At 42.5% G+C, this 19,659-nt stretch carries 20 protein-coding genes; all 20 read right to left on the bottom strand.

What is annotated here, in order from left to right; genetic code table 11:
* Window positions 1-37: 37 nt before the first annotated feature.
* A complete protein-coding gene (locus MHB79_RS00365; RefSeq protein ID WP_003217975.1) occupies window positions 38-298 on the bottom strand; it encodes an RNA-binding S4 domain-containing protein in 261 nt (86 codons plus the stop codon).
* Window positions 295-1,779: a nucleoside triphosphate pyrophosphohydrolase gene (gene mazG, locus MHB79_RS00360; RefSeq protein WP_003217954.1), complete on the bottom strand. Its 1,485-nt coding sequence runs from the start codon at window positions 1,777-1,779 to the stop codon at window positions 295-297. Before mazG ends, MHB79_RS00365 begins: the two co-directional genes overlap by 4 nt.
* Window positions 1,769-3,373 carry a putative polysaccharide biosynthesis protein gene (locus MHB79_RS00355; RefSeq protein WP_340988652.1) on the bottom strand — a complete coding sequence of 535 codons (1,605 nt, stop codon included), beginning with the start codon at window positions 3,371-3,373 and terminating at the stop codon, window positions 1,769-1,771. The genes mazG and MHB79_RS00355 overlap by 11 nt, the downstream gene beginning before the upstream one ends.
* A gap of 193 nt (window positions 3,374-3,566) precedes the next feature.
* Window positions 3,567-4,103 carry a stage V sporulation protein T gene (spoVT, locus tag MHB79_RS00350; RefSeq protein ID WP_003217990.1) on the bottom strand — a complete coding sequence of 179 codons (537 nt, stop codon included), beginning with the start codon at window positions 4,101-4,103 and terminating at the stop codon, window positions 3,567-3,569.
* Between the two features lie 139 nt (window positions 4,104-4,242).
* A complete protein-coding gene (gene mfd / locus MHB79_RS00345; RefSeq protein WP_327840484.1) occupies window positions 4,243-7,776 on the bottom strand; it encodes a transcription-repair coupling factor in 3,534 nt (1,177 codons plus the stop codon).
* A gap of 67 nt (window positions 7,777-7,843) precedes the next feature.
* Window positions 7,844-8,074 carry an anti-sigma-F factor Fin family protein gene (locus tag MHB79_RS00340; protein WP_003217967.1) on the bottom strand — a complete coding sequence of 77 codons (231 nt, stop codon included), beginning with the start codon at window positions 8,072-8,074 and terminating at the stop codon, window positions 7,844-7,846.
* Between the two features lie 55 nt (window positions 8,075-8,129).
* Window positions 8,130-8,696, bottom strand: coding sequence for an aminoacyl-tRNA hydrolase (gene pth, locus MHB79_RS00335; protein WP_003217909.1), 567 nt, complete (start codon window positions 8,694-8,696; stop codon window positions 8,130-8,132).
* A 139-nt stretch (window positions 8,697-8,835) separates the two neighbouring features.
* Entirely contained in the window at window positions 8,836-9,462 is a 627-nt protein-coding gene (locus MHB79_RS00330) for a 50S ribosomal protein L25/general stress protein Ctc (protein WP_003217956.1), read from the bottom strand.
* A gap of 137 nt (window positions 9,463-9,599) precedes the next feature.
* On the bottom strand, window positions 9,600-10,553 hold the full coding sequence (locus tag MHB79_RS00325) for a ribose-phosphate diphosphokinase (protein WP_003217907.1): 954 nt from the start codon (window positions 10,551-10,553) through the stop codon (window positions 9,600-9,602).
* A gap of 22 nt (window positions 10,554-10,575) precedes the next feature.
* Window positions 10,576-11,946: a bifunctional UDP-N-acetylglucosamine diphosphorylase/glucosamine-1-phosphate N-acetyltransferase GlmU gene (gene glmU, locus MHB79_RS00320; protein ID WP_003217924.1), complete on the bottom strand. Its 1,371-nt coding sequence runs from the start codon at window positions 11,944-11,946 to the stop codon at window positions 10,576-10,578.
* 198 nt (window positions 11,947-12,144) lie between these two features.
* Window positions 12,145-12,441, bottom strand: coding sequence for a septation regulator SpoVG (gene spoVG / locus MHB79_RS00315; protein WP_034324487.1), 297 nt, complete (start codon window positions 12,439-12,441; stop codon window positions 12,145-12,147).
* Between the two features lie 225 nt (window positions 12,442-12,666).
* Window positions 12,667-13,044: a 2-iminobutanoate/2-iminopropanoate deaminase gene (ridA, locus tag MHB79_RS00310; RefSeq protein WP_003217959.1), complete on the bottom strand. Its 378-nt coding sequence runs from the start codon at window positions 13,042-13,044 to the stop codon at window positions 12,667-12,669.
* Window positions 13,045-13,081: 37 nt separating this feature from the next.
* Entirely contained in the window at window positions 13,082-13,915 is an 834-nt protein-coding gene (gene purR / locus MHB79_RS00305; RefSeq protein ID WP_003217919.1) for a pur operon repressor, read from the bottom strand.
* Window positions 13,916-13,970: 55 nt separating this feature from the next.
* Window positions 13,971-14,840: a 4-(cytidine 5'-diphospho)-2-C-methyl-D-erythritol kinase gene (gene ispE / locus MHB79_RS00300; protein WP_034620899.1), complete on the bottom strand. Its 870-nt coding sequence runs from the start codon at window positions 14,838-14,840 to the stop codon at window positions 13,971-13,973.
* Window positions 14,841-14,986: 146 nt separating this feature from the next.
* Complete coding sequence (locus tag MHB79_RS00295; protein WP_012008653.1) at window positions 14,987-15,172, bottom strand: small, acid-soluble spore protein, alpha/beta type; 186 nt, start codon at window positions 15,170-15,172, stop codon at window positions 14,987-14,989.
* Between the two features lie 163 nt (window positions 15,173-15,335).
* Complete coding sequence (gene veg / locus MHB79_RS00290; RefSeq protein ID WP_003217979.1) at window positions 15,336-15,593, bottom strand: biofilm formation stimulator Veg; 258 nt, start codon at window positions 15,591-15,593, stop codon at window positions 15,336-15,338.
* A gap of 213 nt (window positions 15,594-15,806) precedes the next feature.
* Complete coding sequence (gene yabG, locus MHB79_RS00285; RefSeq protein WP_034620903.1) at window positions 15,807-16,691, bottom strand: sporulation peptidase YabG; 885 nt, start codon at window positions 16,689-16,691, stop codon at window positions 15,807-15,809.
* A gap of 133 nt (window positions 16,692-16,824) precedes the next feature.
* Window positions 16,825-17,703: a 16S rRNA (adenine(1518)-N(6)/adenine(1519)-N(6))-dimethyltransferase RsmA gene (rsmA, locus tag MHB79_RS00280; protein WP_251191533.1), complete on the bottom strand. Its 879-nt coding sequence runs from the start codon at window positions 17,701-17,703 to the stop codon at window positions 16,825-16,827.
* A complete protein-coding gene (rnmV, locus tag MHB79_RS00275) occupies window positions 17,696-18,256 on the bottom strand; it encodes a ribonuclease M5 (RefSeq protein WP_012008650.1) in 561 nt (186 codons plus the stop codon). The genes rsmA and rnmV overlap by 8 nt, the downstream gene beginning before the upstream one ends.
* A 160-nt stretch (window positions 18,257-18,416) precedes the next feature.
* Window positions 18,417-19,619, bottom strand: coding sequence for a G5 and 3D domain-containing protein (locus tag MHB79_RS00270; RefSeq protein WP_284907842.1), 1,203 nt, complete (start codon window positions 19,617-19,619; stop codon window positions 18,417-18,419).
* Between the last annotated feature and the right edge of the window lie 40 nt (window positions 19,620-19,659).

Genomic DNA, 19,659 nt, shown 5'->3' with positions numbered 1-19,659 from the left:
GCATTGTATGTGACAGGAGGATCATTTAGAACAAGCCCTATTCTGCTGTTTTTTCTTCTTTTAGCACAGTATACATGCCAGCGGCTTCTTCTTTTTTCGTTGTGTCCTTTAACTCGTTGACTTGAACCGTCACTAGTTTTTGACCAAAACGGATTTTAAGCTCGTCTCCTTCTTTCACATCAGAGCTGGCTTTCGCCTGTGTGCCGTTAATCGAAATTCTGCCTTGATCAGCGACTTCTTTTGCCAATGTTCTTCTTTTGATTAAACGGGACACTTTTAAAAATTTATCTAATCTCATGTATGCTCACCTCTTTCTATACGTTTGGCATCGTTCCATAGATCGTCCATTTCCTCTAGCGTTAAGTCCTCTAATGAACGTCCCATGTCCTTTGCTTTTTGTTCGATATGCTGAAAGCGACGCATGAATTTTGTGTTGGCGGAAGCGAGCGCCGTTTCAGGCTCTAGCTGATAGAACCTTCCAATGTTGACGAGAACAAACAAAAGATCTCCAAATTCATCTTTCATCTGCTTCGTTGCACTTTCGTCCGGCTTCTCTGCCACTTCAACGAGAAATTCCTGCTTTTCTTCTTCGTATTTGTTCCAAATATCTTTCACATCTGTCCAATCAAAGCCTACTTTGGCGGCTTTCTTTTGGAGCTTATATGCCTTTGTTAGTGCTGGAAGCGTCGCCGGGATGGATTGCAACATAGAGGCTGCCCGCTCCGGCTTCTCCTGCTGCTTGATTTTTTCCCAGTTGACGACCACTTCTTCTGCTTCAGAAACATTTGTGTCGCCAAACACATGGGGATGTCTACGAATCATTTTTTCTGTGACATGCTGGATGACGTCATCAATTGAGAAAAAGCCGTCATCTTCACCAATTTGAGCATGAAGTAACACCTGCAGCATCACATCTCCGAGCTCTTCCACCATATGGTCTGGATCATCTTCATCTATCGCTTCAAGCAGTTCATAGCATTCTTCAATTAAATAGGGTTTAAGTGACTCATTGGTTTGTTTTTGATCCCATGGACAGCCGCCCGGACCTCTTAATGTACGGATGACGTCACGGAAGGTGTCAAATTGTTGGTAAAGCAGCTTTTCATCTTGAATCGGAGGCACATAAACACTCGTTAAGTTATTTATCGACACATCTCGATCAAGTTCAAATAAAGGAACGGCAGTAATCTGTTCCAGGCTGCTTCCAGCCGCAGTCACAATATAGACTTCATAATCGTCTGGAAGCTTTTCCATCAGCGTGAGTTTCACATTCGAAGCAGTGAGCTGATCATATACCTGACAAATGAGGACATGCTGGGTCAATTTCAGATCGTCCGCTCTCATATCTCCTGCATCAACGAATTGGAATCCCTCGATGGGGTCGATCTGCAAGGAGTTAAACGTCGCATCCAAAAAGCTTTGTCCACCAGCAACGGACACCTCAATCCCGCGCTCTTGCTGCTGAGAAACTAATAGCTGGACGGTCTTTTCAGCGACAAATGGGTGACCTGGTACTGCGTACACAATCTCCTTTTCCGCAGCCTCTGTAAATAAAATTTCCGTGATTTCCTGATAGACCGAATCAAACTGATCGTGCTTTTCATAAATCTCATCAAAAAAGGTCAGCGATGGAACCTCCTGCATTAACTCTGCGGTAAGCGGGTGGTCCTGCGTTCTCATAAATACTTCTTTCGCCTGCTTCAGCTGCTTGTATACACCGAGCGTCAGCTGATCCATGTCGCCTGCCCCAAGACCGACGACGGTAATCTTACCTGCCATTTTGATTCCCTCTCATCTGTTTAAAATATAAAATCTTTTCTCCTAATGGAATGAGTCTCCATTTCTCGTCCGTAAATACTTCTAGCTTAAGAATACTATATAAAAAGGCGAAACCACCAATAAAAACTGACGTCAGGCTCTCTAAAACGGAAAAAGGACGTTTTTCAAAGGGAATGACCCAAGAAAACAGTGCCTGATACCCTATTAAGACAATGGCCATGAAAGCGGCCGATAAAAGAATTTTCACTGGAAACAGCTCTCTCAACGAAATCCATCCTTTATGCCTCAAATAAACGGCATTGAGCAGAGCGGCAGCGAGAAAACCGCACACGGTTGACCATGCGGCACCGTAGATGCCAAATAGCGGGACCAGTGCAAGCGTAAGTATCCATTTCACCAGCACACTGAGAAGCACCACAACAGCCGGATACACAGTATGCCCGAGCCCTTGAAGTAAAGCTGCTTGCGTAATCGCAATCGATGTAAATGCGATGGAAATACAGAATATTTGCAACGCATCGGTACCTAAATCATTACGAAAAAGCATGGTATTGACTGACGAAAGAATACAAATCAGCCCAACTGCGGAACCAATCCCTAAAACCGACGTGGTCTTAAACGATGTACGTACTTTTTGCCTGATCGCTTCATGCTCTCCATTCCTCATGGCAGCAGATAAAAATGGCACAAGAGAGGTCCCGATGCTAATGGCAAACACTGTCCCTAGCTGTAAAAACGGCTGCCCTCGGTCATACACACCTTTTGCCGCCTTTGCCGCGGCTTCACTCAGTCCCTCACTGCGCAGCAACGCATACAGATGAAAGGCATCAATCATTTGCATCCATAAAATGAGCAATCCGCTGACACAAATCGTGAATGTATACAGCACCAAACTCTTCAAAACATCCTTTTTCCGAAGTGTCGCCCGCTTGACTGTCATAGGTGCAGAAGACTGTTTTCGGTAAGTCAGCCAAAGGAAAAGAAGCAGTATAAGCGAGGCCGCGCTTCCCGCTATGGAGGAGAAGACTGCACCCGCCCCTGTTTCATAAAGCGAATAGCCGTGCCTGACGAAATAGAAGGATAAAACAAGCAGGACGCCTACCCTGATGAGCTGCTCAACCAATTGAGAAACAGCTGTTGGAAGCATCATACCGTCACTCTGAAAAACGCCTCTCAGCATCACGGTAAGCGGCAGAAATAAAAACACGAAAGCACTCATTTGGATGAGCAGGATTAATTGACTGTCCGCCATAAGGCTCGCAATACTGCCTGCTCCTATGTAAAGACAAAGAAATAAGACCAGGCTCAGTAAAGTGATATAGACCAAGGATACCCTTGTAATAATTCGTCGATTCTCCTCCCCATGCTCACTCAAAAGCTTGGACACCATGACAGGAAACCCTGTGGTGCCGAGCATGATCGCAATACCTAGGAAGGGGTACACTTGCTGATAAATATAAAACCCTGTGTCTCCTACGATGTTCTGGAACGGAACACGATAAACGGCACTTAGTACCTTTGATAACAAGCCTGCGATGGTCAAAATCACCGCACCCTGGAAAAGCCAATGCGGCTGATTCACAGCATTTTTCATGGATGACTCCTTTAAAAATAGATCTACAGTTAAACGCACTCATTATATCATACGTGAATGAAAAGCCGTTTCTTTCTAAGGAGTAGACGGCACATTTCTCGTTTTGTTTCATTCCATATAAAAAACGCCGACAAAATCAAATGATTTCATCGGCATTCTTTCGTTTCATCAAAATGATATAGAATTATTAGACCTAGTGTTCCATTTGACGGGCTAGGAAGCCAGCTGCTGTTTCTGCCGCTTTATGCTCCACTTCCCCCATTGAACGCTCTTTAGAAAATAAGACGACGGCGCCAATCGGATCTCCGTTTGCAACAATAGGTGCAATGGTATAAGCAGATACGTCATCATCAATACCATCGACAAGTTGAATTTCTTTTTTGCTTTCTTCTAATACAGAATTGCGCTGGTCCATTGTTCTTTCAAGTAAATCACTGATGGATTTGTTTAAGTACTCTTTTTTCGAACTGCCGGATACAGCAATATACGTATCTCGATCACAAATCAGGATGGAATGACCCAAACTGTCGAATAATGCATCAGCATATTCCTTCGCAAAGTCTCCTAGCTCACTAATCGGCGAATACTTCTTCAAAATGACTTCTCCATCGCGGTCGACGAAAATCTCAAGCGGATCTCCTTCCCGGATGCGCAATGTTCTGCGAATCTCCTTCGGAATAACCACTCTACCTAGATCATCGATGCGGCGTACAATTCCAGTTGCTTTCATTCACTGCTGCCTCTCTTTCGTTTGATGATGTGTTGGGTGAATGGAGCAAAAGCGTCCACTTTATGCAACATTCACCACTTGACCCTGAGATTAGTATCCGTCACATCAACCGTAATATACACGAGAGACAAACAAATTTTTATGAAGATGGAATGGTTTCTTTTTTCACATCTTGAAGACCCCGAAGCATATTCAGAACGATTTCAAGCCATTCCCCTGTCTTCTTGCCTTTCGTTTGGACAGAAATAATTAGCTTGCTGCCTTCCATTCCTAGGCCAATATCACGGCCATATTTACTGCCGAGGGCAAATAATTTTTGACCGTCGATTTCACTGCTTGCTTGCTCTTCAAGGGTGAGCCTGACAATGCCTTTCTCCATCTTGATCAGTTCGACACGTTCCTGCACTGCGTATACTTTCATCGTCGCAATCGTGAACAAGTCCGCCACTTCTTGCGGATATTCACCGAATCGGTCGATCATCTCATCTTGAAGCTCTTTTCGCTCTTCAATTGATCCAATCGCTCTGAACTGTTTATACATCTCGATCTTTTGCTTCCCATCCGAAATGTAAGTGTCCGGGATGTAAGCATCGATTTGCAGATCGATTTCCGGTTCGAATTTATCTTGAGCCGTTGTATCGCCTCTTCTTTCCTCAATGGCTTCTTTCAGCATTTGAGAATAGAGGTCGAATCCAACAGAATCAATGAATCCATGCTGCTGTGCACCAAGTAAATTTCCTGCTCCTCGAATCGTTAAATCACGCATCGCAATTTTAAATCCTGATCCGAGCTCTGTGAATTCTTTAATAGCTTGAAGTCTCTTCTCTGCTACTTCAGAAAGAACTTTATCTTTTCGATACGTGAAATAAGCATATGCGACCCGATTCGAGCGTCCTACTCGTCCTCTTAGCTGGTACAGCTGAGAAAGCCCCATTTTATCCGCATCGTGGACGATGAGCGTGTTCACATTTGGAATGTCGACTCCCGTTTCAATGATGGTGGTACTGACCAATACATCTGATTCACCTTCAAGGAAATTGATCATCACTGATTCCAGCTCGTTCTCACTCATTTTCCCATGTGCATAGCTGACTTTCGCATCTGGAACTAACATAGAGATTTCATCTGCTTTTCGTTCAATATCCTCGACACGGTTGTACAGGAAGTACACTTGACCACCGCGTGCTAGTTCTCGCTCAATCGCTTCTCTGACTAAAGCGCCATTGTACTCGACCACATAGGTTTGAACAGGGAAACGGTTTTCAGGCGGTGTTTCAATAACCGATAAATCCCGTACGCCAAGCATAGACATATGCAGCGTACGCGGAATTGGCGTAGCCGTTAATGTCAGTACATCGATATTGGCTTTCATCTGTTTAATTTTCTCTTTATGGGTCACACCAAAACGCTGCTCTTCATCAATAATCAACAAACCTAAGTCTTTATAGACAATATCTTTAGAAAGCAAACGGTGTGTACCAATAACCATATCAATCGTTCCATTTTTCAACCCTTTTAACGTTTCGGTTGTTTCTTTTCTTGTACGGAAACGGCTCAGCTGAGCAATTTTGACCGGATAGTCTTGGAATCGGTCCATAATCGTGTCAAAATGCTGCTGCGCTAAGATGGTTGTCGGCACGAGTAGAGCAACTTGCTTCCCGTCAGCAATCGCTTTGAAGGCGGCTCGAATCGCCACTTCTGTTTTTCCGTATCCCACATCTCCACAAAGTAGGCGGTCCATTGGACGCTCCCGCTCCATGTCTTGTTTGATTTCATGAATCGAACGGATTTGATCATCTGTTTCCTGGTAAGGGAACGCTGATTCAAACTGGTGCTGCATCTCATGATCAGGCGAGAAGGCATACCCTTTGCTTGCCTCACGCTCTGCGTACAGCTTAATGAGATCATCTGCGATGTCCTGTACAGAGGACTCTACTTTTTTCTTCACACGTTTCCAATCGCTGCCGCCTAGTTTGTACAGCTTTGGCTCTTTACCTTCTGATCCCACATATTTCTGTACCTGATCAATTTGTTCAACCGGTACATAAAGCTTGTCGCTTCCTTGATAATGAATATTTAAATAATCTTTATGAATGCCGCCGATTTCAAGCGTTTCAATTCCTAAATACTTACCGATCCCGTGGTTAATGTGCACCACGTAATCGCCGACTTGAAGCTCTGAATAGCTCTTAATTCGCTCTGCATTGGTCAGCTTTTGCTTACGTGCCTGCTTCTTCACACGTTTCTTGAAGAGCTCGCCTTCTGTGATCACGGCAATTTTCGATAACGGCAGTTCAAAGCCTGTTTGCAGCTCACCTTGTAAAATATACACCTGCCCGCTTACAAGCTCTGCGTCCGGCTTGGCAAGAGCGGCTTCAATGTCATAATCATGTAAGACAGAAGACAGTTTGTCTGTCCGCTCTTCATCCGCACCTAAGAAGACAACTGTATATTGTTGTTTTTTGTAGCGTTCAATTTCACTTGCAAGCACATTCATCTGCCCGTGGAAATTCTGCATTTGCTTACTAGATACATTGACGATATTTTGCGGATTTGTCTGCTGGACATGTCTCAGGAACAAGGAGTAGTACAGAATCGACCGCGATTGCTGATTGATCAGTTGTTGGAACGGGAAAGAAAGGGATAAATCATGAAGAATATTGCCTTCTTCAAGCAGGCTAATTGTCCAATCGGCTTCTTCCTGCTCAAGCTGTTCTTCCATCTCCTGAATCCTGCTAATTTCATCTAAAATAATAATCGTATCCTGTGAAGTGTAATCTAGCAAACTAGCAGGTTTTTCATAGAAATAGGACAGGTACTTCGTCATTTCCTGTGTCACGATACCTTCTAGCAGCTTCTCTCGATCAGCAGAAATATGTTGATGCAGCAATTCTTTTTGCTGGTCCGAGTTGAATTTCTTTAAGCTCTTCGCAAGTCCTTGATCAAGCTGTTCAATGGCTCTCACTCGTTCAGGCCCTCTCACAATCAGCTCTTTTGCGGGACCGATTTTAATTTCTTGAAGTGTTTCTAATGAACGCTGTGTATCCGAGTGGAACGTTCGAATTGAGTCTACTTCTGTATCAAACAGCTCAATACGAATTGGATGATCTTCCGTTAACGAATAAATATCTATGATTCCTCCGCGCACACTAAAATCTCCGGGCGCAGCAACCATTGACGTCCGGTCATAACCGATTTGTACAAGCTGTTTTGAAAACGCCTCCAAATCAATTTCTTCACCAAGCTTTAAATGGATCTGACTCTCCTTCCAGAGCTCAACTGGCGGAAGCATTCGACGCACCGCAGCAGCCGGGGTGACGATAATGGGGTTTTCTCCATTCGCCAGCCGGTTCAGAACATCTAGACGCTGTGCTCTGAGCTCAGGGCTTGCAACGGCAATTTCTGAAGCAATGAGTTCATTCACAGGATAAAGAAGGACCGAGCGATCTGACATCACACTGGCAAGATCATCTGTTACCTTCTGCGCTTGATACAAGTTGTGAGTCACAATAAACATTGGCCGCTTAAGTTCGTCTGATATAGCGGCTGTAAATAAAGATCTGACGGAGCCTGATAGTCCGGCGAGCAGCTGTTCTTTTAACCCTTCCTTTAGCCCATTAAAAATGGACTGAAAATCATCACTTTGTTTGATAAATGATTGTATATTTTTCATTTGGCTCCTCCTCCCTGCTTGTTTAAAACAGAAAAACGCTTTGGTCTATTATCTACACCAAAGCTTTTTATTGAATAAAGGTATGATACTGATGGTAATCAGGATTTCTTTCGAGCGCCTCTTGGCAATCCTCACAAATGGTTTGTACATGTAAATCACCATTTTCCCTATAAGAAATCATATCGTTTCTTTCCTCATTTGTTAAGTGATGAAATCCAAGTGCTTCACTTTGAACAGCGGATTCATCTAGACTGCCAACCTTTACACCACAGTGCCGGCAGTAATAATGCAAAGCCATACGTGATCCTCCCATGCTGAGATTTTATGATCAGTATGTGCTTTGCTTATCATTCTTATACCTTTTTGTTAAAATCATTCATCACTTCTAAAAATGGCTTAGTTAAAGCCGCCTCACAAGCTTCAACAGACGCCTGAATGGCTGATGCAATGTCAGGCTGCTCCTCTTCTGAAAAGCGCCCTAGCACGTAATCGACGACTTTCATGCCATTTTGAGGGCGTCCAATGCCAATACGGAATCGATCAAACTCAGGTGATCCTAAATGCTGAATCAACGATTTGATTCCATTATGCCCGCCAGCACTTCCTTTTGTACGCAAACGAATCCGGCCAGTTGGCAAATCAAGATCATCATAGATGACTTTCAAATGTTCAAGAGGAATATCATAGTAATCCATTAGCGGACGCACGCATTCTCCTGATAAGTTCATATATGTAAGCGGCTTTACAAGTAGAACCTTTTGCCCTGAAACAAACCCTGTTCCAAACAGTCCATTGAATTTTGATTGATTTAAAGGGATGTCCCATTTTTTCGATAATTCATCTATTGTCATAAACCCGACATTATGTCTTGTTTTTTCATATTCTTTTCCTGGATTACCTAATCCAATGAATGCAAGCATGAAACCAATAACCTCCTTTGTCACAAAGCACACGCCTAAAAAATGAGCCAATAGGATTGCCTCATGTAAAACGTATGAATTCTTTTCATTCTAGCACAAAAGACGCAACCGCGGGAGGGTTACGTCTCTAAATGACCAGTTATTCTCCATCGTTATCCTTTTCTTTAATGGCCTCAGGTTCTTTTGGTTCCTCTGCGCTATCTGGTTCAGGAACCTCTGATTGCTGAGGCGGTAAAATGGATGCCACGACTTCTTCTGGATCGTTATTCACTTGATATGATGACTGAACAGACAAATCAGCGACTGTTAGGACATCATTCACTTCTAAGTTTGTAATATCTGCTTCTATATGCTGAGGGATATCTTTTGGTTTCGCTGTAATGGATAGTTCAAATAGTGGCTGCTGAAGCACACCGCCATCTTTAACTCCTTTAGATTCGCCAATCAGTTGAACAGGTACATCCGCTTCAATTTCACGCTGTAAATCGACCACTTGGAAATCTGCATGGACAAGCTCATTTTTCAGCGGGTCTGTTTGTAATTCTGTGACCATCACAGATTTTGTTTCACCGTTCACGTCTAGTGTGATGATTGTATTCTTCCCTTCATCACGTAAGGTCTTTAATAAATCGATGCTGTCTAGTGAAACAGCCAGGTTGTCTGTATTTTTTCCGTATATGACACCAGGAACGTGTCCTGAATGACGGATTTTTTGCAGTGTGGAACGTTTGAAATCAGTTCTTTTATTTGCTTTTAAAGTTGCCATATTCAGCACCATCCTATTTCATTTTTGTCACTACTCTCATAATTACCCATAATCGAATCATTTTAAACCTATTTACTGTGAATGATGATAGCAAAAAGACCCCAAGCGGATGCCTAGGGCCTTTTTTAATCAGAAAATTAGCTGAAAAGGTAGCTCACAGATTCTTCTTCATGTACACGGATGATGGCTTCTGCAAGCAAAGGCCCAACTGAAAGTGGAATGAATTTTCCAACTTTCTTGTCATCTGTTAAGTGAATACTGTTTGTCACAACTAATTCTTTAATTTTAGAATTTGTGATACGTTCTACTGCTGGTCCAGACAATACTGGGTGAGTACAGCAAGCATAGACTTCAGCCGCTCCATTTTCCACAAGTGCATTTGCAGCAAGTGTAATGGTACCAGCTGTATCAATGATATCATCGATGAGAATCGCCGTTTTGCCTTCAATGTTACCAATGATGTTCATCACTTCAGCAACGTTTGGCTTTGGACGACGTTTGTCGATAATTGCGATTGGCGCTTTCAGGCGATCTGCCATTTTACGCGCACGTGTTACACCACCGTGGTCAGGAGACACAACGACGATATCATTCAAGTTTTTCTGTTCGAAATAGTTTGTTAAGATTGGCACAGCCATTAAGTTATCGATTGGAATATCAAAGAAACCTTGGATTTGCGGCGCATGAAGATCAAGTGCAATGACACGTGTAGCACCTGCTGTTTCAAGTAAGTTCGCAAAAAGCTTCGCAGTGATCGGCTCACGAGGTTTTGCCTTACGATCTTGACGTGCATATCCGTAATAAGGGATCACAATATTGACCGTTTTCGCAGAAGCGCGTTTTAGTGCGTCTACCATAATGAGCAGCTCCATAATGTGCTCATTCACTGGCGCACTAGTGGATTGAATGACATAACAATCACAGCCGCGGATACTTTCTTCAATATTGATTTGGACTTCACCGTCACTAAAGCGTTTAACAGAGCTCTTTCCTACATCAACTCCGATACGATCGGCAATTTCTTTCGCAAGTTCAGGGTTTGAATTCAAAGAGAATATCTTTAAATTCGCATCAGCATAACGATTAGACATGGTAAACCTCCGGGTATTTGGATTATTTTTTATGAATATTTTTCACATAATCTTCTTTATTGACTTGTCTTGCTCTAGCAATAGACAATGCATCCTGCGGTACATCTTCTGTAACCGTTGAACCAGCTGCAACATATGCCCCTTTTCCGACAGTGACTGGTGCCACGAGATTAGAATTACAGCCAATAAAAGCGCCATCTTCAATCTTCGTTAAGAATTTGTTCTTCCCATCATAGTTGACTGTAATAGATCCACAGCCAAGGTTTACATCAGTTCCGACCTCTGCATCTCCAATATAGCTTAGATGAGATGCTTTGCTGCGGTCACCGAAAACCGTTTTCTTGATTTCGACAAAATTCCCGATCTTCACTTCATCGCCAATTTTCGACAACGGGCGAATATGAGCAAACGGCCCAATTGTCACATCGACTCCAACCTCACTATCGCAGACGACAGATTGCTTAATCACTGTGCGGTCTCCGATGATGCTGTCAACAATTTCAGTGTTTGGCCCAATAGTGGCGTCTGCACCGATTTTCACATTCCCTTTGATGACCGTCCCAGGATAAATCATTGTATCTTCACCGATCACTGCATCAGGTGAAATATACGTGTTCTCAGGATCAATCAAGGTCACACCATTCTTCATATGCTGATGATTAATACGTCGCTTCATGAATTGCTCTGCTTGTGATAGAGCGATACGATCATTGACTCCAAGTGTTTCTTCAAAATGCGGTGTTTGATATGCTGCAACCGTTTGTCCTTCATTCTTTAAAATTTCAATGACATCTGGCAAATAGTATTCGCCCTGTGCATTTTCATTCGACACTTGCTCAATCACACGGAAGAGATCTTCATTTGAAAAACAATAAGTCCCTGTATTAATTTCATTCACTTGACGTTCCGCATCATTCGCATCTTTATGCTCCACAATTTTCACGACAGCACCGGTTTCGTCACGAATAATACGACCATAACCTGTCGGGTCATCCGCATGTGCTGTTAAAATAGTGACTTTCGCTTGATGTTTTTGATGCTCGCTCAACATAGCTTCCATTGTTTCCGCTGTCAATAATGGCGTATCACCACAAATGACAATGGTTGTTCCCTTTTCCTGCGCAAGGAACGACTTTGCTTGCTTGACGGCATGTGCTGTTCCCAGCTGTTCTTCTTGAAGTGCATACTCACTTCTGTCTCCAAGCTGCTCTTTGACGTTCTCTGCTCCATGACCGACAATCGTCACTAGCTTGGCTAAAGAAAGCTTTAACGCTTCATCTGCCACATGCTCGACCATTGGCTTTCCGCAAACTGGATGAAGTACTTTGTATAGCTTTGACTTCATTCTCGTTCCTTTTCCCGCTGCTAAAATCACTGCGAACCGCTTATCCATTGATTGGCCTCCAATATCCCTATTATCCATAGAAAAATATATCCTAAATAAGGACTGATTTCAAGGATACATGAGGAAGTACAATATTTTTCTAACGGATGAAACATATAAGACACATGAGGAAAAACGCAAAAAAGACAGCATTTAAAAGAAAACATCCATTTTCTCTTAAAGCTGCCTTTTTAGGTTAACGTATCATTAAGAAGCTCCAGCTTCTTCATATTCAATTGTCTCTTCCTCTTCGCCTAAGCGATGATATTCATTTAATACAGCATCTTGGATTTTTCCCCGAGTACCTGAATTAATTGGATGTGCAATGTCGCGAAACTCTCCATCAGGCGTGCGTTTGCTAGGCATTGCAACAAACAAGCCATTGTTTCCATCAATCACACGAATATCATGAACAACAAATTCGTGGTCCAGCGTGATGGATGCAATCGCCCTCATGCGACCATCGGTATTCACGCGGCGTAATCTTACGTCAGTAACTTCCACAGTAGTTCACCACCTTTTCCCAATATAAAAGCATTACTTAGGTATTCAACGATTGTGGTGATTCTCCTGCTCTTTTTTTAAACTTTTTTTGAAATATCGGGATATTTATACATTTTTTGTCATTTTAGTGACGGCGCTTACATTCTCTGCGCGAAAAAAAGACATCATGATGATGTCTTTTCCTGCATATGATGAAACCAAACGGCTTTCGTTACGATTGCCTGTTTACTTTACTAATGCAATCACTTCAATTTCTACGAGTGCATCCTTAGGAAGTCTTGCCACTTCCACACAAGAACGAGCTGGCTTATGTGTATGGAAATACTCACCGTACACTTCATTTACTTCTGCGAATTGTTCCATATCTTTGATAAAAACTGTTGCTTTCACGACTGTTTCAAAGGAAGCACCTGCTGCTTCAAGTACGGCCTTAAGATTACGGAACACTTGATGAGTTTGTTCTTTAATATCTCCATTTACAAAGTCTCCAGCTGCCGTTAATGGAATCTGCCCGGAGCTGTAAAACATGTTATTGACAATAATCCCTTGAGAGTAAGGTCCAATGGCTGCTGGTGCATGTTTGGTTTGAACAACTTTTGTCATATCAATCTCTCCCATTCAACTACATGTTTATCAATGCTTAAGCTTTCGAATGAAAAAACTCGTGGAAATTGCCTTCATTGATCTCAATGATCTTCTGCTTCATATCAATGGTTGAAAGCTTTAAAAGCGATACATACTCATCAACGAGACGTTCATCTACGCCTTCATCTTCTAAAAGAACACCAATCCCTGCAACATTTGCATTAAATTCCTCAAGCAAATTCACCATGCCGTTAATGGTTCCGCCAGCTTTCATAAAGTCATCAATGATCAGGACATTGGATCCTTTATCTAAGCTCCGCTTTGCAAGTGACATGGTTTGAATTCGATTAGACGAACCTGACGCGTAGTTAATACTTACAGTTGATCCCTCAGTTACTTTATTATCTTTTCTAACGATCACAACCGGCACATTTAAATAACCCGCAACAGAATAGGCAATAGGAATACCCTTTGTCGCAACAGTCATGACGACATCAATCGCACGATCTGCAAAGATGGTCGCAAATAGCTTACCGATTTTCGCAAGGATTGAAGGATTCCCTAAAACATCGGTTAAATATAAATAACCGCCAGGAAGTACACGTTCAGGAGTCGATAGAGCTTCTCCGATATCGTTTACCACGTCGTCTGCTTCTTTTAGGTGAATCTTCGGAATATATTTCACTCCGCCAGCAGCACCAGGTACAGTAAGCAACGTGCCTATTCCCTGCTGTTCGAAGGTCTGTTTGATAATCGTTAAGTCTTCACTAATGGAGGACTTCGCAGATTGATATCTTTCTGCAAAAAAAGTTAACGGTACTAGTACGTGCGGGTGGGCTAACAAATAATTTGTTAAGTCCACCAATCTGCCGCTTCGACGAAACTTCATGAACTTACCCCCAGAACCCGAATAATTTATGATAAATATAACTTAATATACGGATTTAATCAAGGGCATTTTGTTCGCCGATCATGCGGACAGCGTATACTTGATCACAAAATCCTCTCAGTCCGTTATATATTCTTTGTACCTTCGATTCATATTGAATCAAGCCAAATACTGTAGGGCCGCTTCCACTCATTAAAACAGCGTCAGCACCGAAACGCTTCATCTGTCTTTTGATCATATCTACTTCTGGATACATCTTTAATGTCACAGACTCTAGAACATTTCCGAGTGAGCCGCACATCTCTTTATAATCTTTCGCTTCAATCGCTTCAATCATACGCTTTACATTCGGGTGTTCTACTTTGCTTGCGTCATATTGTCTATAGACTTCAGCTGTAGATACCCCAATCACCGGCTTCGCTAAAATCACCCAGCAATGCGGCGGTGTCGCAATATGCTGCAGCTTTTCTCCACGTCCTGTCGCTAGTGCTGTGCCTCCGTGTACACAAAAGGACACATCTGAGCCGATCTCCGCTCCAAGCTCAGCTAGTTCATCTAACGTGAGGTTTAACTTCCACAAACGATTTAAGCCGCGAAGTGCTGCTGCTGCATCACTGCTGCCTCCAGCTAACCCTGCTGCGACTGGAATTGTTTTTGTGATGACAATGGATACACCTTTTTGAATACCGAACCTTGTTTTAAGTAATTTAGCCGCCTGATAAGCCAAATTACGCTGGTCATCTGGCACGAATCGATTATGAGATGATACACGGATTTCATCCTTGTCCAGCTCCGTCAGCTCAAGTCGATCTGCAAGGTCTATTGTTGTCATCACCATCTCCACTTCGTGATATCCATCCGGTCTTTTTCCATGAACATCAAGTGAGAGATTAATTTTCGCCGGTGCTTTTTCTAAAATACGCAAACATTTCACCTACTTCTCCATCTAAACATAAGTATCAATATTGTATCACATTTGATGGATCTGATGAATATAGGCTTTTACGCTGAGCACACTGACTTTTTCATCAAAAAAAGCCAGAGACACCCGAGGTATCCCTGACCGTTTTTCTATCGTTGATTCTCATCCTGAGCCATGTGCTGTTGAGCTAATTCAATGGCACGTTTGACCATATTACCTGCGTCACGCGCACGAATCTCTCCCCAGCCTCCATTTTTGACGGTATCATAAAATCCAAGATCCTTCGCCAGCTCGTATTTGAACTCATCTGACATAATGCCTCGGCGTCTACCCAAACGAAACAGCCCCTTTAGTCGAGAATTCGAATCAGTGCCACCGCTTGTGTGGCTTTCTTATTTTGTATCGAACCCTTTCTTTTACCCCTTTCAAAAAATGGACAGACTCCCATTCAGAAAAAAAGGCAAAACAAAAAGCAGTAAACAAAAAGTTCACTGCCCATTAATAGGCGACTGAGCTAGCGGTATCATCGAACGTTAATTCGACCGTCTCAGTCAGTATATCTGCATAACTATAAGAAACTCTTTCAAACGAATTCTCATCTTGATCTAATTGAATCACAAATACAGAAGGGTACGTTTCAGCTAAAATGCCCGAACGCTCAATTGTTTTACGGCGGCCCCCGTTAGCCTTTAACGTCAAACGTTTACCTAAGTTACCATCAAGCGATCTTTTGATGTCGGACAAAGTCTTCGCCATTGCATCCACCTCACTGAGATAATTATACAACAACGGCCCGTTTTTGTCAAATAAAAATTAAATTATATCAACGAACACGAGCCATTGTCAACAAAATAATTTTGACAAACTTCTACCTTTTCTCCTCCCTATTTTTCTCAATTTCCGGTGAATTATGTATCCTTTTGCAATTTCTTTTTGAACATAAAAAAAACCAGACTGAAATCAGTCGGGTTATGTCGATTCATGATCTCTTTTATATGGCATACCTACCCTTAGAACACCCTTCGTCTCGATGCCTCCGAGCCCTTTTTCTCTTGTTAATGTATTTCGGAGCACATCCCACACGTTGATTCGATCTACAAATGGAGTGAAGCTGATCTTCGCAACGATATAGACGGGGTCGAGCGCATGGATATTCACACGGGAAGGCGAGCTCGCAAAATTGGCACCTGCTTGGATCAATGATTCGAAATGAGATTGACAGGCACCAGCAAAGATCACAAGCTGATCTAAATGAGGGATTTTCCGTCTGGCTTTTTGAACCGTTTCAACGAAATGCCGAGAATGACGATATGCACTGATATCATGTACGCCGCCCTTTTGCTTGGAATACGCATCATGTCCTGTGATAACCAATATATCTGGCCGATATTGATCAATTAACGAGTCAATCATGCTTGGCATTTTCTTCTCATGGCAATGCACCCCATACACAGGTACACCAATTCGTTCATATACATCTAAGCATTTCTTTAAGTATGAAGCATCTCCATCTAAATGAAGGACCTTTCCAGGCATGTGAAAATACTGCTCCTGATGCTGATATTGTCCAGAAGTATAATACTCTTGTTTTTCCCGCAGCAGCTGATAATCCTGTCTTAGTAAATCGAGCGATTCATTGATTTTTCTTTCGTCATTTTTCTCTCTAGTCAGCTGTTCCTCTTTTTGAACCTTGACGAGATCTGACAACTTGGCATCAGCAATCAGCCTCACTTCATTCCCATGCAATATGGCGGTGGCTTCGTGCTGATCGGTCTCATCAATTCGAATAATTCGAAACAAAATATCCATTTGATAGGATGCCCTTGTCACCATATCTCCTATTTGAAATTGCATGCTTTTCACTCCACAATCAGGCTCATATCCTGTTGGTATCGTCTTGCGCTAAATATGTTCGTCTTTCATGGTGCTGTTCTTTCTAGCCTATGCCCGAACAAACGAAGTGGTGAAAAACAAAAGAAAAAAGCCCTTAAGACAGGGCTTTTTGTAAAACATTCGCCAAACGGGCAAATTCCTCAATGGATAATGACTCGCCGCGGCGCTTTCCATCAATGTCTGCTGTTTGAAGTGCTTCTTCAATGATCGCTTTATGTTGCTTTCCATCAGGTAAGTTGTTCATGAGATTATTCATCAATGTTTTTCGGCGCTGACCAAAGCTCGCACGGATCAATTGAAAGAAAAACTCATCATTTTCTACTGAGACAGCAGGCGTTTCACGAACGGTCAGCTTGATCACAGCCGAATCGACATTTGGCTGTGGAACGAAAACCGTTTTAGGCACAACCATCACCGTTTTCGCTTCCGTATAGTATTGAACTGCGATAGACAGCGAATTGTATTCCTTTGATGAAGGGACAGCGGCCATACGATCTGCTACTTCTTTTTGCAGCATGACTACAATCCCTTTCAATGGAAGGTTTTCTTCAAGCAGCTTCATAATAATCGGTGTCGTCACGTAATACGGAAGGTTGGCGACAACCATCACTTCTTTACAGTCAGCAAAGTTTTCCTCGATGACCTTTCCCACATCTGCCTTTAATACGTCTTGATGAATGATCGTAACATTATCATATGGAGAAAGTGTATCGTTTAAAATGGGCAATAACCGCTGATCGATTTCAAAAGCAGTGACTTTCTTTGCACGCTTAGCGAGCTGCTCGGTCAATGCACCGATACCAGGCCCAATCTCAATCACGCCGGTCTCATCCGTCACCTCTGCGTGATCGACAATACGATCGAGTATATTTGTATCAATTAAAAAGTTCTGCCCTAAGCTCTTTTTAAAAGAGAAACCGTATTTCTTCAGTATTTCCTTCGTTCTGATGGGTGTCGCTATATCTTTATTCATCGGCTTCCTCCTGCATGACGGTCTTTAAGGCCGCAATAAAATCATGTTTGGTTATTTGGAACATGTGAAGGCGCTTATGCAGCTGCTTCGCATTGGTATATCCTATATTTAATAGCACACCTAGTCGTTCTCTGCGGCGTTTCGATGATTCGCCTCCGATTAGGCCTGCGTCAAATAAGTCATCTAATGTAATGTCACTTTCCGTTACTTCCATTTCCTCATGGACATGGGCAAGGCATTCCCGAATACTGTCCAAGGAAGCATGCTCGACACCAATTCCTTTGTCCCGCTTCGCCTTCGCAAGATGTTTTGGCAAAAATGCGTGCTTACAGCCAGGAACCGCTTCTGCGATGGTTTTCCGGATCTTCTCCCCAGGGAAATCAGGATCAGTTAAAATAATGACCCCTCTCGTCTCCTGAGCAAGACGCACTTGTTGAATAACTGTATCGCCAATGGCTGATCCGTTTGTTTCGATCGTATCTGCATCAACTGCCATCTTCACTCTCGCAGTGTCGTCACGACCTTCCACCACAATGATTTCTTTGATTTTCATGTATTCCTCCGCTTGCAAAAACAATAAACAATTTTTGGTTAAAAAATGAAACCTTTCTTGCTGTTTTTGCGTCTAATTAATTAGAAAACAGTGCTTCTATTATAACCAAAAAAACAGAGGGTGCGCAAAGCCCTCTGTTCATATAAATGATTTGATGTGTTTATTTGAGTACTCTAATTTTCACTCGTTTATTTCCCCATTGATAAGCTGCCGACTTATTTGGGACGAACACATCAATTTTATTTCCTTTTATAGCAGATCCAGTGTCTGATGCAACGGCATATCCATAGCCTTCCACATACACTTTAGAGCCTAGCGGAATGACACTCGGATCAACTGCTATGACCTTTGCACCTGGATTTGATTTTAAATTATAGCCAGTTGACGTTCTGCCCGTACATCCAGCACAGCTCGCTGTATAGGCTGTCGATGCCACATAAAATTCTTTTCCTGACGATTCATTGCTTCTTGAAACGGCAGGTGTCGCTTTAGGCTCTTTTTGGGACTCTTGTGTACCAATGGCCACTAAACGATCCTTGCTATCTTTTTCAGTCACTTCTTTAATCAATTCTTTAGACACCACTTTGCCGTTTTCTTTCACAATGGCATAGTGCTTCTTCAATTTACCTTCTTCACCTTTTTTAAGCACCTTCTCTTTTCCTTTTTCAAGAGAACGATCCTTTTTATGTTTGGTATCAAAAGCAATTTTCTCTTCCACTACATCGGTGACTTTTTCCACCCGAGTGATCTGGATATCTGCGCTTTTATTAGAAATGTGACTATGTAACGCAGGTTTGATCTTATCGTGCTTCTTGAGCTTCAGCTCTTGTTGCTTTAAAAAGTCAGCGACCGTAGTCGAAGTGGTCCACACTTTTTTCTCTTTTCCTCCATCATTTACGCTGACCTGGAAGGCCTGCTCAACCACAAGATCCATATCCTTTTTAATCTTGTTATTCTTTCCTGGAGTTACTTGATCGTGCTTCCCAATATCTATCTTCTCATTCTTCAATAATGCTCCAACCGTCTGATCTGTTGTCCATATCGTTTTCTCTTTCCCATCTAGGGTCAGATGAACCGGTATAGCCGCATCATACACAATGTTCATGTTGTCTTCAATCTTTGTATTTAGACTTGGAGAGATATGATCCTCCGCCTTGGTCTTTATTCCAAGGTCTGAAAACAGCTGTGCTACTGTCTCTTCATGTGTACGAATTGTCTTCTCTTTACCATTGATTGAAATGGTAATAGACTGCTTAGTGAGCTCATGCGCACCGTAAGCCGTCCCAGTTCCAGCTAAAAGCAAGCAAACAACTAGTAATAAAACCTTGCCTTTTCCTAGCTTAACAGAAAACAGATTTTTCATTTTTTGTACGATGAAAAACGCCTCCTTCTCCTCGGAGAGA

Origin of the sequence: Bacillus sp. FSL M7-0558 (genome assembly GCF_038003245.1) — a bacterium.
Taxonomy (GTDB): Bacteria; Bacillota; Bacilli; order Bacillales; family Bacillaceae; genus Bacillus; species Bacillus pumilus.
Note: the sequence above shows the minus strand (reverse complement) of the source record. Positions and strands in the feature narration are given on the sequence as shown.